Source organism: Microcoleus sp. A2-C3 (genome assembly GCF_036706065.1).
In the GTDB taxonomy this organism is placed as follows: domain Bacteria; phylum Cyanobacteriota; class Cyanobacteriia; order Cyanobacteriales; family Microcoleaceae; genus Microcoleus.
This window is the reverse complement of sequence record NZ_JAUBVX010000046.1, coordinates 37,763-53,017: the sequence shown is the minus strand read 5'-3', so window position 1 is coordinate 53,017 and position 15,255 is coordinate 37,763. Positions and strand designations below refer to the sequence as shown.

The 15,255-nt window shown below is 44.7% G+C and carries 11 protein-coding genes and 2 pseudogenes; 9 read left to right on the top strand and 4 right to left on the bottom strand.

From position 1 onward, the window contains the following. The 7 genes and pseudogenes from QUB66_RS22450 to folP all read left to right on the top strand — a co-directional run. Positions 1-141 (top strand): annotated as a pseudogene (locus QUB66_RS22450) (photosystem II D2 protein (photosystem q(a) protein)); the annotation flags it as partial. Positions 142-303: 162 nt separating this feature from the next. Then, positions 304-1,683, top strand: a complete 1,380-nt coding sequence (gene psbC / locus QUB66_RS22445; RefSeq protein WP_265234850.1) for a photosystem II reaction center protein CP43 — start codon at positions 304-306, stop codon at positions 1,681-1,683. A gap of 115 nt (positions 1,684-1,798) precedes the next feature. Beyond that, positions 1,799-1,921, top strand: coding sequence for a hypothetical protein (locus QUB66_RS22440; protein WP_265234849.1), 123 nt, complete (start codon positions 1,799-1,801; stop codon positions 1,919-1,921). Positions 1,922-2,208: 287 nt separating this feature from the next. Next, the gene (locus QUB66_RS22435) at positions 2,209-6,036 is read left to right on the top strand and encodes a GAF domain-containing sensor histidine kinase (protein WP_332969788.1); all 3,828 of its coding nucleotides are present in this window, start codon (positions 2,209-2,211) and stop codon (positions 6,034-6,036) included. A 196-nt stretch (positions 6,037-6,232) separates the two neighbouring features. Further along, positions 6,233-6,418 carry a PCP reductase family protein gene (locus QUB66_RS22430; protein WP_265234847.1) on the top strand — a complete coding sequence of 62 codons (186 nt, stop codon included), beginning with the start codon at positions 6,233-6,235 and terminating at the stop codon, positions 6,416-6,418. Between the two features lie 68 nt (positions 6,419-6,486). Next, on the top strand, positions 6,487-7,212 hold the full coding sequence (gene tpiA / locus QUB66_RS22425) for a triose-phosphate isomerase (RefSeq protein WP_265234846.1): 726 nt from the start codon (positions 6,487-6,489) through the stop codon (positions 7,210-7,212). Positions 7,213-7,445: 233 nt separating this feature from the next. After that, positions 7,446-8,309 (top strand): dihydropteroate synthase, encoded by an 864-nt coding sequence (folP, locus tag QUB66_RS22420; RefSeq protein ID WP_332969787.1) that lies wholly within the window; start codon positions 7,446-7,448, stop codon positions 8,307-8,309. Here folP and QUB66_RS22415 read toward each other — a convergent pair. After that, positions 8,300-9,139 carry an SPFH domain-containing protein gene (locus QUB66_RS22415; RefSeq protein ID WP_265234844.1) on the bottom strand — a complete coding sequence of 280 codons (840 nt, stop codon included), beginning with the start codon at positions 9,137-9,139 and terminating at the stop codon, positions 8,300-8,302. The genes folP and QUB66_RS22415 overlap by 10 nt on opposite strands. Positions 9,140-9,329: 190 nt before the next feature. Here QUB66_RS22415 and QUB66_RS22410 point away from each other — a divergent pair, with 190 nt between their 5' ends. Next, a complete protein-coding gene (locus QUB66_RS22410) occupies positions 9,330-10,097 on the top strand; it encodes a tetratricopeptide repeat protein (RefSeq protein WP_332969786.1) in 768 nt (255 codons plus the stop codon). 95 nt (positions 10,098-10,192) lie between these two features. Here QUB66_RS22410 and aroB read toward each other — a convergent pair whose 3' ends face one another. Further along, positions 10,193-11,287: a 3-dehydroquinate synthase gene (gene aroB, locus QUB66_RS22405; protein WP_265234842.1), complete on the bottom strand. Its 1,095-nt coding sequence runs from the start codon at positions 11,285-11,287 to the stop codon at positions 10,193-10,195. Positions 11,288-11,364: 77 nt separating this feature from the next. Here aroB and petL point away from each other — a divergent pair, with 77 nt between their 5' ends. After that, a complete protein-coding gene (gene petL / locus QUB66_RS22400; RefSeq protein WP_265234841.1) occupies positions 11,365-11,466 on the top strand; it encodes a cytochrome b6-f complex subunit PetL in 102 nt (33 codons plus the stop codon). A gap of 299 nt (positions 11,467-11,765) precedes the next feature. Here petL and QUB66_RS22395 read toward each other — a convergent pair whose 3' ends face one another. Both QUB66_RS22395 and QUB66_RS22390 read right to left on the bottom strand, forming a co-directional pair. Beyond that, positions 11,766-12,983 (bottom strand): sensor histidine kinase, encoded by a 1,218-nt coding sequence (locus tag QUB66_RS22395; RefSeq protein ID WP_265234840.1) that lies wholly within the window; start codon positions 12,981-12,983, stop codon positions 11,766-11,768. Positions 12,984-13,501: 518 nt separating this feature from the next. Then, positions 13,502-14,692 (bottom strand): annotated as a pseudogene (locus QUB66_RS22390) (RNA-guided endonuclease InsQ/TnpB family protein). Positions 14,693-15,255: the final 563 nt, after the last annotated feature.

The following is a 15,255-nucleotide window of genomic DNA, read 5'->3' as shown; positions in this document are numbered from 1 at the left end:
GAAGATCCTGAGTTTGAAACGTTCTACACTAAGAACATTCTGCTTAACGAAGGCATCCGTGCTTGGATGGCTCCGACCGACCAACCCCACGAAAACTTCATCTTCCCAGAAGAAGTTCTGCCTCGCGGTAACGCACTTTAAAAAAATCAGGATTTGGATTTCAGATTAATTTAAGTTTTTTAAATTCAAATTGAAATCCAAATCCCTATTCCCCAGCGCAGGCGCGGTACTCCCGTACCCTACTGGGGAACAAAAAAACCGAAATCCAAAACCTAAACCTAACATCGTTGGAGGTTCTACCGCGTGGTAACGCTCTCTAATTCCTACGCAAGCGGTCGCGACCAAGAATCCTCCGGGTTCGCTTGGTGGTCAGGCAACGCTCGTTTAATCAATCTCTCAGGCAAACTGCTGGGCGCACACGTCGCTCACGCTGGTTTGATCGTTTTCTGGGCTGGTGCAATGACTTTGTTTGAAGTCGCTCACTTTATCCCAGAAAAACCCATGTACGAACAGGGCTTAATCTTGATGCCCCACGTCGCTACTTTGGGTTGGGGCGTCGGCCCCGGCGGTGAAGTTATTGATATCTTCCCGTTCTTCGTAGTCGGTGTTCTGCACTTGATTTCCTCTGCTGTTCTCGGTTTGGGCGGCATTTATCACGCCGTTCGCGGCCCAGAAGTTCTCGAAGAATACTCTTCCTTCTTCGGCTACGACTGGAAAGACAAGAACCAGATGACCAACATCATCGGCTATCACCTGATTTTATTGGGTGGCGGTTGCTTGCTGCTGGTGGCTAAGGCCATGTTCTTCGGCGGTGTCTATGACACTTGGGCTCCAGGTGGTGGCGACGTGCGTATTATCACGAACCCAACCCTCAACCCCGCTGTGATTTTTGGCTATTTGACTCGCTCTCCTTTTGGTGGCGAAGGCTGGATTGTCAGCGTCAACAACATGGAAGACATCATCGGCGGTCACATCTGGCTCAGCTTGATTTGTATCGGTGGCGGTGTTTGGCACATTTTGACCAAGCCTTTCGGCTGGGCTCGCCGCGCTTTAATCTGGTCTGGTGAAGCTTACCTGTCTTACAGCTTGGGCGCTTTGTCCCTTATGGGTTTCATCGCCGCCTGCTTTGTCTGGTTCAACAACACTGCTTACCCTAGCGAATTTTACGGCCCGACGGGCCCGGAAGCTTCTCAAGCGCAAGCTTTGACCTTCCTGATCCGCGACCAACGCTTGGGTGCTAACGTCGGTTCTGCACAAGGCCCTACCGGTCTGGGTAAATACCTGATGCGCTCTCCTACTGGCGAAATCATTTTCGGCGGTGAAACGATGCGTTTCTGGGATTTCCAAGGCCCTTGGTTGGAACCCTTGCGCGGTACTAACGGTTTGGACTTGAACAAAATCAAGAACGATATTCAGCCTTGGCAAGCTCGCCGAGCTGCTGAGTACATGACTCACGCTCCTTTGGGTTCTTTGAACTCTGTGGGCGGCTTGGCAACTGAAGTTAATGCCTTTAACTATACTTCTCCCCGTTCTTGGTTGGCCTGTTTCCACTTTGTGATGGGTTTCTTCTTCTTGGTCGGCCACTTGTGGCACGCTGGTCGCGCTCGCGCGGCTGTCGCTGGCTTTGAAAGAGGTATCAATCGCGAAAATGAAGCTGTGCTGTCTATGCCTGATTTGGACTAATCGATCGCGCTTTTGCTGATTTGATGGTCTAATCTAAAAAGGCTCCTGCTTAACGGCGGGAGCTTTTTTAGGCTAGAAGGAAGTTCGGCAACGAACAATGTACGGGATATAACGGATGTCAGGAAGAATAAAAAAAGCAATAGACTGTGTGGCTTTGGGAAATCAAGAACTTTCTAGTTGTCAGGTTGGTATATCTGGAAAAAATGGCTCAAAAGTCGATCGACCTTTCTCTGAATGATTCTGCAAGTCTTGACACTTGACAATTTTAATTTGTTCGGGTAAAGAGCTTGCAAGGCACGCTCTACAAAGTTTATATTGAGAGTAGAAAAGTTTTAATCACACAAAATTGAAAGTTGCAATGGGAAGTTGCAGTGTCAAGGCAGATCCCTAGCGGCGCAAAACTCATCTACCATCGCCCTACTGGATATTCATATTTTATTAAATGCCTGTGCTTGTCTATTTTTGTAACAGGCACAAGACTTTTCAGCCACTTAATATTATTGCTGGGAAAGCAAAAGATTAATAATGGACTCATTAAAGATCCAAAATGTCAAGGTAATGTACGATCGAGTAAATTTACTCGATCGCATCGCCAACCGCATTCGCCGCTCTCTAGAATTGCCAGAAATTCTCAGCGCCACAGCAGCGGAAGTTCAATCGTTCTTGGGAACAGACAGAGTAAAAATCTACAAATTCCATAGCGATGGCAGTGGTGAAGTGATTGCCGAATCAATTAACGGCAACCGCTTACCATCGCTATTGGGGCTGCATTTTCCCGCAGACGATATTCCCCTTCACGCCCGCCAACTGTTCGCGCAAGTACAAGTGCGATCGATCGCCGATATCGATTCCGGGCAGCTAGGCCAAAGTCCCCGCCGCGACGCGGTTTCCGGCCAACTGCTGCCCGACGAAGTGCGGTACAGGCCGATCGACTCCTGCCACGCTGAATACTTGACTGCACTCGGCGTCAAGGCTTCCTTAGCAGTACCAATTTTTCATGGCGAAGAATTCTGGGGGTTGTTGGTATCTCACCACTCCGAGTCCCGGAGTGTCCCAGAAGACGAATTGCAAGGCGTTCAGATGGTGGCAGATCACCTCGGCGTCGCCATAGCCCAATCAACCCTCCTGGCGCGCGCGAGAGCGAAAGCTCAGCGGGAAGCTGCCGTCAACCGCGTCGCCGCAGCCCTGCACTCCCAGCCCGCGATCGAACTGCAAGCAGCTTTGGCAGAATCTGTAGCTGCACTAGACGCAGCCGGTGGCAGGCTGTGCATTTTTGACAGCAACAAAGTCACCAGTTTAGAACCCAACTCCGACAATTCCACTCGCGCACCCAAAGTCTACACTTGCGGATCAGGGCCGAGGATGCAAGTTTCGGCAAAATACCAGCAGGTAGAGCAATACAGCGTCTGGCCCGAATATTTTAAGTCGGGCGAGCAACAGGTTTGGGCAATTCCCGACTTGTACAAAATTAGCAGTTTGAGAAGCCTGCAACCTGCATTTCGATCGACAAAAATTCGCAGCATTTTAATCATACCGCTCAGAAACCGCCAGCAAATATTCGGTTATTTGAGCATTTTTAGAGAAGAATTTGACACCGAAACTCTCTGGGCAGGACAGTTTGATGCCGACGGGCGGCTCGCCCAATCTCGGATATCTTTTGAAGCGTGGAAAGAGTCAAAAACCGCTCAGATTCGCGAATGGAATGCTGAAGAAATTGAACTCGTACAAACTTTTGGCAGCCATTTTTCTAAGGCAATTAACCACTACCAACTCGACCAACAAATAGAGGAACTTAACACTAATTTAGAAAATCAAGTTCAAGAGCGGACAGCTCAACTACAGCAGTTGACCCAACAGCAGCGAGTGCTGTTTGAAGTGGTGGCAAAAATGCGAGAATCCCTGGACTTGAACAGGATTTTTAGCACAATGTCCCAGGAAGTGCGGCAGGCTTTAAATGCCGATCGCGTTGGGGTTTACCGCTTCGATCCCGCATCGAATTTTAAGGATGGCGAATTCGTTGCCGAAGATGTTTTACCAGATTTTCTCTCAGCAATGGCTGTGAAAGTGCACGATCATTGCTTTGGAGAAAAATACGCCCAGCTATACTCTAGGGGGCGAGTTCACGCACTGCCCGACATCAGACAAGTGGGACTGCCAGATTGTTTTCGGGGAATTTTGGAGCAATTTCAGGTGAAAGCTACTTTAGTTGCACCGGTGATGAAAGGCAACGACCTTTGGGGGTTGCTGTGCGTGCACCAGTGTTCGGCTCCCCGCCACTGGGAATCTTCCGAAATTCAGTTTGCTACCCAAATTTCCGCTCAGCTCAGCATCGCCCTAGAACAAGCAGATTTGCTCGCTCAAACTCAGGAGCAAGCAGTTGATTTGCAGCGGGCAGCCGAGCAGGAGCGGATACTATTTGAGGTTGTTGCTAAAATTAGACAATCTCTCGATTTAGATACAATTTTTTGCACGACAACTACAGAACTGCGGCGAATTTTAAATGCAGATAGAGTTGGAATTTATCGCTTCGATCCTGATTTGAATTTTAATGAAGGTGAATTTATTACCGAAGCTGTTTTGCCAGCTTTTGATTCAGCAATGAATGTAAAAGTTTACGATCGTTTCTTTAGCGAAAAGTATGCAAAAAAATACAGTCAGGGACAAATTCAAGTGCTGCCAGACATCGAAAATGCGGGACTCTCAGACTGCCACACTGCTCTTTTAGCTCAATTTCAAATTAAGGCGCAAATAATTATGCCAATGATGAATGGCAGCGCACTTTGGGGTTTGCTGTGCGTGCACCAATGCGACAGTCCGCGCAATTGGAACGGTTCGGAAATTCAGTTTGTGACGCAAGTTGGAGCTCAGTTGAGCGTTGCATTAGAACAAGCAGATTTGCTCGCCAAAACGCGGCAGCAAACGATCGATATCCAGTGGGCTGCCGAGCAACAGCGGATACTGTTTGAAGTGGTGGTCAAGATTCGAGAATCTCTCGATATTAACGCGATTTTTCAGACAGCAACTCAAGAAGTTTGTCAGTTTATGCAAGTTGATAGAATTGCTGTATATCGCTTCAATTCTGATTGGGGCGGCGAATATGTTGCTGAGTTTGTCAAAGATGGCTGGAAAAAATTGGTAGGGGAAGATATCAATACGGTTTGGGAGGATACTTATTTGCAGCAACACCGAGGCGGCAGGTATCGCAATAATGAAACTCTAGCCGTTGAGGATATCTATCAAGTTTGTCACTCGGAGTGTGTCGTCGGTATTTTAGAGCAATTTCAGGTGAAGGCTTATGCGATCGCACCAATTTTTGTGGGACAAGAACTTTGGGGTTTGTTGGCAGCTTATCAACATTCTGGGCCGCGCTGCTGGGAAAGTTCAGAAGTTAAATTTTTAGCTCAAGTTGCCAATCAGTTAGGTGTAGCTATTCAACAAGCCGATTTGCTGGCTCAAACCAGAAACCAATCAGCACAAATTGCTCAAAATTTAAAGGATTTGCAGCAAACTCAAGCTCAATTGATTCAGACTGAAAAAATGTCTGGTTTGGGGCAACTGGTGGCAGGCATTGCTCACGAAATTAACAATCCCGTTAATTTTATTTACGGTAATCTCAATCACGCTAGTGATTATACTGAAAATTTGCTGACTTTGCTGGAACTTTACCAGCAGCAATATCCCGATTCTAGTCCTGAAATTGCTGAATTGACCGAAAATATTGACTTGGAATTTCTGCTCGAAGATTTGCCGAAGTTGCTATTGTCTATGAAGGTGGGAGCCGATCGCATCCGTCAAATTGTTCTGTCTTTGAGAAATTTCTCTCGTCTGGATGAAAGTCAAATGAAGGCGGTTGATATTCACGAAGGCATTGACAGCACGCTGTTAATTTTGCAGCACAGGTTGAAGTCTAATCCCGACAGTGCACCCATTGTGCTAGTTAAAGAGTACGGCACTTTGCCTCTGGTTGAGTGTTATGCCGGACAGTTGAATCAGGTGTTTATGAATGTCATCGGAAATGCGATCGATGCTTTGGAATCGGACAAGTTGGTCGATCGCAAATCAGTGAGTCCTCAAATTAAAATCTCTACTGCTGTCGGTCAACTTAATGGCAATGTTCCTAGCGCGGTGATTCGGATTTCTGACAACGGTTCTGGAATTTCGGAATCGATGAGAGAACGCATATTTGACCCTTTTTTCACGACTAAGCCGGTGGGCAAAGGTACTGGATTGGGACTGTCAATTAGTTACCAAATTGTGGTAGAGAAACACGGTGGTGTTTTTAAGTGTAGTTCGGAATTAGGGAAAGGTACTGAGTTGGCGATCGAGATTCCGATTAGAAGATTCGGCGGTTGAAACCGCGTCTACACAAACGAAACCCGGATGGTGCGCGGGTTGAAGACGCAAGTTTGTCTAGGCGCGGTTTCAACCGCCGTTTTAGTTTAGTTTAGTTCGATCGCCCGATCGCCCCAAAACATGGTAAATTCAATAATCAGACAGACTTTTGTCAAAATTGAAAACTGAGCGCTTGTAGTCGATCGACCGATACACCATGCCAGATTCCGAATTCTCAAACGATTTAAAATGGACACCCGAAGCCAAAACCAAGCTCAAAAATATTCCCTATTTTGTCCGGGGACAAGCTCGCGTCCGCATTGAGCAGCTAGCCCGCGAAGCCGAAACCGAAGTCATCACAGTTGACCTAGTTGAGCAAGCTCGCATCGAGTTTGGGCAATAAGGGATCGAAATGTACCCTAAAGCTCTAGACTATAAAATGCGTTGTAAGGACAAGGATTTAAAAAAATAGTGCGCAAAATAGTTATAGCTGGCAACTGGAAAATGTACAAAACTAGGGCAGAATCCCTAGAGTTTCTTCAAGGATTCATGTCCTGTCTGACGGAAACCCCAGAGGAACGGGAAATCGTGCTTTGCGTTCCCTTCACAGATTTGAGTGTCCTCTCGAAAAACCTGCACGGAAGCCGGATCAGACTCGGTGCTCAGAACGTCCACTGGCAGGAGTCGGGAGCTTATACTGGCGAAATTTCCGGGCAAATGCTGACAGAACTTGGGGTTCGCTACGTCATAGTGGGTCACAGCGAACGACGGCAATATTTTGGCGAAACTGACGAAACAGTGAATTTGCGGCTGAAAGCTGCTCAGAAATCTGGTTTAGTTCCGATTCTGTGCGTGGGAGAGACGAAGCAGCAGCGGGATGCCGGAGAAACTGAATCTCACATCTTATCTCAGTTGGCTCAGGATTTGGTTGGTGTTGATCAAGATAACTTAGTAATAGCTTATGAACCGATTTGGGCGATCGGCACTGGCGATACTTGCGAAACGAAGGAAGCTAACCGAGTTATTGGTTTGATTCGGAGTAAATTGATTAATCCTGACGTGCCAATTCAGTACGGCGGCTCTGTCAAAGGTGAGAATATTGATGAAGTTATGGCGATGCCTGAGATTGATGGCGTTTTGGTAGGCGGTGCGAGTTTGGAAGCTGCGAGTTTCGATAAAATTGTCAATTATAAATAATTGGTAATTTGTAATTGGTAAGATCGCTCAGCATTGCAATTGAATATCAAGAAATAATCAAACTCTTGTGGGGTGGGCTTCTAGCCCGCCCCGAATATTAGACAAGATTACATAAATCTTTGATGCGAGCCTGTCAACCGCAGATACAAGGCAGATGCAACGCAGATAATTTCAAGATGGTTTGCAAATGAATGCAATCTTGTCTAATAACTTATAGCTATTTAAAATAACTGATGAACGATCGCAAATTAACCATTAGAAATAAAACTTTCGAGTGGGGGAAACGCACTTATTTAATGGGCGTTTTGAACGTAACTCCTGACAGTTTTAGCGACGGCGGCGATTTCAATACCATAGAATCTGCTTTAGCGCAAGCTGAAAATATGGTAAAATCGGGGGTAGATATTATTGATATTGGCGGTCAATCTACTCGGCCCGGTGCAGCGGAAATATCCTTAGCCGAGGAACTCGATCGCGTTATACCTGTTGTCAATATGCTGAGGCAAAAAGCCGATATTTTTGGCTCAGTTCCGATTTCGGTCGATACTACCAGAGCGCAGGTTGCCAAAGCTGCGGTTGACGCGGGGGCTGATATTGTCAACGATATTTCGGGAGCAACTTTTGACTCGGAAATGCTGTCAACAGTTGCCCAGTTGCAAGTACCAATAATTTTGATGCACATTCGGGGAACTCCCCAGACGATGCAAAAACTCACAGATTATCAGGATTTAATGGGGGAAATTGGGGACTTTTTGCAGAGTCGAATTGCAGCGGCAGTTGCTGCGGGAATTGACAAATCTCAGATAATTATCGACCCCGGTATTGGCTTTGCTAAGACTTACAGTCAAAGTTTGGAAATTCTGCAACAGTTGCCAAAATTTCGTGTTTTGGACTGTCCGATTTTAGTCGGAGTATCCCGCAAAAGCTTCATCGGTCAGATTTTGCAGCAGCCGGAAGCTAAACAAAGAATTTGGGGGACAGCGGCGGCTTGTACAGGTGCGATCGCAAATTTGGCAGATATCTTGCGAGTTCACGATGTCAGAGAAATGCACGATGTTTGTCTGGTTGCCGACGCCATCTTCAGAAATCAATCTTGAGCGGTTGATTGGTCGATTGCTTGGAGTTCTCCCCCGTGAGTATGCGGCTCGACATCCGGCATAGAATCCATCAAATTGTTGAGAGCTTCTGACATATTCTTCGGGTCCATAAACAGAATTTTGGCATTGTCGCTTTCGCCTAATTTTTGTTGAGCCTCTAAGTATTTTTCGGTTACTAAGTAATTCAAAACTTGCTTGCTATTCGGATGGGAGTCTAAAGCTTCAACGAGGAGCCTCATATACTCCTTAGTGCCGATCGCCTTATTGACCATTGCTTGCCATTCGCTCTTGGTGGCGCGTTCTTCTTCCATAGCTTCTTGCACCCTTTTCGGAGGTGTAATGCTTTGAATTTCTACGCGAATTACTTTAACGCCCCAAGTTTCGGTAGCTTCGTCCAATTTCTTAAGTAACTTTTTATTCATGTCATCTCGGGAACTCAAGATGTCTTGCATGGGCAATCGACCAATTTCAGCGCGAAACGTAGTTAAAACTAAGTTGGCGATCGCATTTTCAATTTGATCGATTCCATAATAAGCTTTCTGCAAATTCACAACCCGCCAATACACAACGGCATCGACTTCTAGGGCCACATTATCGCCCGTGATTGCTGATTGAGGTTTAATGTCTAAAACTCGTTCGCGGCTTGTGTCCACGCAGACGACTTTTTCGACCAGGGGACTGATAAAGTGGAATCCCGGCTTGAGGGTGCGCTTGTATTGACCCAAACGTTCGACTAAAGCTTCGTCGCCACCGCTGACTATTTTCACGCTTGAGTTAACAGCGTAGCCGAGGATGAGCGCAAACAGCATGGTGAGAATAGACTGCCCCATTTCTACTTTCCTGCTAAGGTTGACTGAGAATCGATCGGGAATATACTCTAATTTAACTCAAAATCTGCCGATCGCGTGCTAAAATGTCTCGACTGTCAATAACAAGTTCAATAGTAAGTCGCCATGTGTTTGGACTCTCACGGCGAAGCAGTGAAACCCAGCATATCAACAACACATTTCCACAAAAGACATGAAAAACGATCGAGAGTTTCGCCCTTTCAAACCTTTTACCTGGATTGGCCCAAGCATTGTGGCGGCTGGAATGTGCGCATTGGCAGTTGTCCCACCTGTACAAGCTGAACCAACCACGGTGCAAATTTCCCCAAACTTGCAGTCGCAAAACTCGCAGCCACCGCGCCCGGGGCCGGCAGTTCGCGAAGTTCTATCCTACGAGATGAAGGGAGACGAACTCAAGATTTGCAAGCAGCAAGGCAACTCCGAGAAAAAGTGCGAAGTTGTAGGCAAAGGTTACACCCTGGGTTTGAGAACTGCCAACGACCTTTACGGTCAAGGAAATCTGGTCAATGCCGAAGTTTTGTACCGACAAATAATCGCTCGCTATCCCAAACAAGCCGATGTTTATTATAAATTGGGAAGTCTGCTGTCAGGACAAGGTAAAATGAGCGATGCGATCGTCCAATTCCAAAAAGCCATTGAAGTCAACCCGCAGCACGCCAAAGCTCACAACGATTTGGGCGTGGCGATGGCAAGTCTAGGGAAGTTGCCAGAGGCGATTGTGCTATGGAGACAAGCCGTTAAAATTAACAGCCAATATCCCGATGCTTTAAATAATTTAGGAGTCGGTTTGTACCAACAAGGTGCAAAGGAAGACCAAGCGGAGGCAGTAGCCAGCCTCAAAAAAGCTAAGGAGTTATTTATCAAGCAGGGTAGAACTCAAGCTGCTACTAGAGTAGATAAAATTTTGGAAGAAATGAATTCACAGTCCAGTAGTTCCTAAGCTGAAATGCCGATCGAACATTGACAGAAAAACATCATTGGCGATCGGCATTAATCGACCTTGTAGAGCGGTTCAACACCCCCAAGAACGAAAATTTAAAGCATTTCCCTCAAAACTTGTATAATCACATCTCCATCCACGCGATCGCTCACAGCGGCCTCGCCCAAGCGCACCGGCAGCACAAAGCGCACCTTGCCATCCTGCACCTTCTTGTCCAGTTGCAAAGTATTCAAAATCTCCTCAACATCGACACCTGCCGGCAACTTAGCCGGTAAAGCAGCTTTGGTAATTAAAGCAGATTGGCGGCGATCGCACTCAGCATCCCACATTCCCAACTCCACAGCCAAGCGGCTAGACGCAGCCATACCGATTGCCACACCTTCCCCGTGATTGATCACCTTGTAATTAGTCAAACTTTCTACAGCATGACCGATCGTGTGTCCATAATTCAAAATCGCCCGCAAACCCGATTCCTTCTCATCCTTGCTAACCACCTCAGCCTTAGCTTGGCAAGACCTGATCAAAATTTCAGCTAACAAATCCGCCTTCACATAGCGCATTTGATCCAAACGCTTACAATTCTCCAACTTCCCGAAAAGTTCAGCATCCCAAATCACCCCATACTTGATGACTTCCGCCATCGCCGAACGAAACTCCCGCGCCGGCAGAGTTTTAAGTACATCCGGGTCAATCAAAACCAAACGTGGCTGATGAAAAGCCCCGATTAAATTCTTCCCAGAAGGATGATTGACCCCCGTTTTGCCGCCAATAGAAGCATCAACCATCGCCAGCAGCGAAGTTGGAACCTGCACCACATTAATTCCGCGCAGCCAAGTCGCGGCCGCAAAACCGGTGATATCGCCAACCACCCCGCCGCCCAAAGCCACCATTGTTGAGGAACGTTCTAAGCGGTTTGCCAAAGCCTCATTGTAAATTTTCTGCACCGAATTTAGCGTTTTGTACTGTTCTCCCGGTGGTAGGATGCAGGTACTGACTTCAAACCCAGCGGATTCGAGGGATGCTGTTGCTCTTTCGCCATATTGCCGAAAAATCGACTGATTCGAGACCAGCAGCACCTTTTTGCCCAAACTTAAATCGCCCATCAGCGTGCCGAGATCGTCTAAGCCGCCCGATCGCACGCAAATATTGTAAGATTGTGGGCCCAAGTCAACTTTAATTATCGATTGCATATTTATCTAATTTAGATTATAGATTTTAGATTATAGTTCTTATAGGTCTTTTTATTGATTATTTTGGAGAAATTGCCATGACTCTTAGCGGAGCAATAGCTTATTTTGGGATTTTCGGAGGCATGGTCGCCTTGGCGACAGTGCTGATGTTTGGTCTGCGGGCTGTCAAACTCATCTAATTTACTAACTTAGATGTAAAAACCAGAACATTAAATTTCTGGTCAAACGTGCGATCGAACGAAGTATTTCTGCAAAAAATCTTGAATTTTTCCTCTAGATTTAGCCCGCCAATACTTCGGTCGATCGAAGAATTCGACAAGAGGTTTAATATAGCCTTTGTCAAAAAAAATATAGATACTTCGGCTTCGCGGTACAAGTTTTAAGTTTTTCGGCTTCGCGAACGAAGTCGAAGAATCTAAAATCTAAATTTTCAACTCCTCACCTTTTTGATAAAGGCTATATTACGACAGACCAACCCTCACATTATAATTGGAATCATAACTGTAAACTCCGTTAATTTTCCGGGAATTGAGGAACAATTTAGCTGACCGTGATGTTTTTCACAAATAATGTGATAGCTAATAGATAGTCCCATTCCTGTACCTTTACCGATCTGCTTGGTGGTAAAAAATGGATTGAATATTTGCCCTTGAATCGATGGTAGTATACCGCATCCATTATCGGCGATCGCAATTTTAATAAATCTATCGACTACAGATGTCCGAATAGTAATCTGACCTACCTTTGTTTCAAGTTGATTAGTATTGTCTATAACACTTTTTTCATCAATTGCATCAATAGCGTTAGCGATAATATTCATAAATGCTTGGTTCAATTGTCCCGCACAGCACTCAATTTTTGGCAGCGCTTCATACTTTTTGACGATCGAAATTTGCGGGCGGGTAGAAGTAGCATTCAAGCGATGACTTAAAATTAGCAGACTGCTATCAATTCCTTCGTGAATATCGACTTTTTTAAACTCAGCTTGATCTAAACGAGAAAAGTTACGTAACGATAATACAATATCTTTGATTCGGGTAGTGCCGACATTCATAGACTGTAATATTTTGCTAATATCTTTTTTCACAAAATCAAAATCCACCGCCTCTAGTTCAGTTTTAATTTCAGTAGGAGGGTGTGGCAAGTATTTATGATAAAGCTGTATCAGATGCAGTATTATTTGAGTGTATTCCTCCAGATGTCTAAGGTTGCCGTGAATAAAACCAATGGGATTGTTAATTTCGTGGGCAATACCTGCCACTATTTGTCCGAGACTGGACATTTTCTCGCTATGAATCAGCTTTGCTTGGGTTTTTTTTAGCTCAAATAAGGTAGTCTCTGTTGCGATTTGAGCGCGGCGGTAAACCTCTTGAGTAACTTGTGTTGCTAATAATTGCTGGAACGTGTAATGATAGATATTAACGTTAAGCAGAACAAATAGTGAACCCAGGCAAAATACTAAGCCAATCAAAATAGGAAGGAATTGCCACTGTTGATTAATAAGTAAGAATAAAGCTAGGCAATATCCCAGTAGAAAAAACACCATCAAAAACCGCAGTATCTTCCAAGCTAGATAGCCACTGTGTTCTTTTAGTAAATCTAAAATTTTTTGAGTTTTGATGATTGACAAGAGCATAAATCCTGCTCCCAACGCAATCAATAATAATGAAATCAACAATAAAATATCGATGTTCATAGAATTAAATTATTCTTTTTATAAAAAAGTCTATATTACTTGTATTTAAGTAATAAATACTGGTTGGGCAATTGGTAATCAATGGTCTATCGTCATTACTCTTCACTTCTTTTTTAATAATTGCTATAGATACAATTGATATTTCACTACCACAGAGTTGTTAATGAGAGCGGAGCTAAGTTAATGAGAAAACATCTGCGAAGCTTGGTTAAATTAGCAAAATTAGCGAACTGAATATTTATATTTGTAACATTGGTGATCAAAGCACCGCAAGCAGACTGGACAATAAAATGTGAGTGGATCTCGATATTGTATATGACTTACGCATCAATACCTAAGAAACCGGATTTTTGTCGTTGAAGTGGCTTTTAACGAGAGTAGGGAGCATCTCATTTCTGTCGCAAAGCATTTTTTTTGAGTGCTGTCTCGCACAGCACAGCTATCCAAGACTCGATCGCAACACAGCACTACAAATTTGACACTCAAGCGGGAGTCAACGCCACGCTCGATTCTTGCTTCTATGAATCGACTTGCCGATGCAGAATTACTTCAACATCGGTAGCGGTCAATTCTCCACAAGCGTTCAAGGTATTGTTACCCCAAGTTCCGGTATGCCCTACCGTACTTAATCCCCGACTTAGGATATTCTTAGCTGCATTGTGATCACGGTCTAAAACACATCCACATCTACAAACGTGAGTTCGTGTTGATAGACTCTTCTTAACAATCGTTCCGCAGCTAGAGCATTCTTGGCTGGTTCCATTGGGTGAAACGGCAATCGTAATTCTTCCGAATACTTTGCCAAACTATTCCATCCAAACTCGGAACATATACCAAGATGCGTCGTTAATCGATTTCGCTAGACAGTGATTCTTCACCATGTTCTTAATCCTCAAGTCTTCGTAAGCTATGCAGTCGTTAGACTGAATTACGCATCTTGCTAATTTCACAGCAAAATCTTTACGTTGTCTACTTATTTTGAGGTGGCGTTTTCCCAGAGTCACTCTGGCTCTTTTTCTGTTGTTGGAACCCTTGACGCGCCTTGATACCCGTCTTTGGGACTTCTTCAGTCTACATTCTCCCTTGCGGAGAAATCGTGGATTCTCTACTGCAATTACATTGGAGTCGGTCTAGAATTCTTTCAATCCTACGTCTAGTCCAATGGTATTTCCAGTTATTTCTACGACTTCGGAACGGTCAACCTGAATGCAAAACTGAACGTAGTAGCCGTCTGCACGTTTTACCAACCTGACTCGTTTAATTTGAGTGACTTGGTAGAAATGCAAGTCGCGCGTCCCTTTTAGTTTCAGCTTCCCAATCCCCTGTTTGTCGGTAAAGGTGATGGATTTCCTATCTGTTGCCAATTTCCAACCGCTAGTCTTATATTCGACTGAGCGGTTGTCTTTTTGGAACTGTGGAAATCCCTTTTTACCGGGAACCTTCTTCTTACAGTTATCGTAGAATCGGGAGATTGCAGACCATGATCTTTCTGCACTCGCCTGTCGAGCCATGCTGTTCAATTCATCACAAAACGAAAATTCTTTTGCTAATAATGCACAGTATTTACTTAGATCGTTTTTACCAATCTTTTCGCCATCCATCCACAAGCGAATTGCTTTGTTTTGGATAAATTGTACTGTTCTAATAGCTTGATCGACAGCATCAAACTGCTGTCGCTTTCCGTATATTTTGAATTCAAAAACTAGCATGACTTCGACCTGATCACGATATACTTACAACAGCAAAGTTGGTGTAAAACAAATACAGTCTGTGACAATACTTTACAAGAAAGACTGAAGGGGACTGAAGTCCCCGCCCGCTTTCATCGAGCGCACTAAAGTCACGCTCGCTTTCCGCATTCCGCTAGTTTTTTTGTAAAACTACAGATGATCCCCGATAGTATTTCGGAAAAAAAACAAAGATGATGACAGCCGTGGGTAAGTTTTATTGTATTTTAGACTCGATTTGTACTCAATCGCTTTCAAATAATTATTAAATCATCTGCGTCCATCTGTGTCTGTACTGGGGAAACCTGCGGTTAAAAGCTAGATCGAAATTTATACAAACTCAAGTCTTGTGTTTCATTGATTTACTGATTGATTAAGACTTCCTGAAAAAACAGAAAATCCATAAACCTAACTTTGTAAAGTAAGTGGGAGATCAAAATCGCCAATTGATAGTTCTCACTTTAATCTAAAATAACTTATGTTCCCCTCAATCGAAAATCCCCAATCTAAAATCGCCAATCGATCGCTCTCGCTTTAATCTAAAA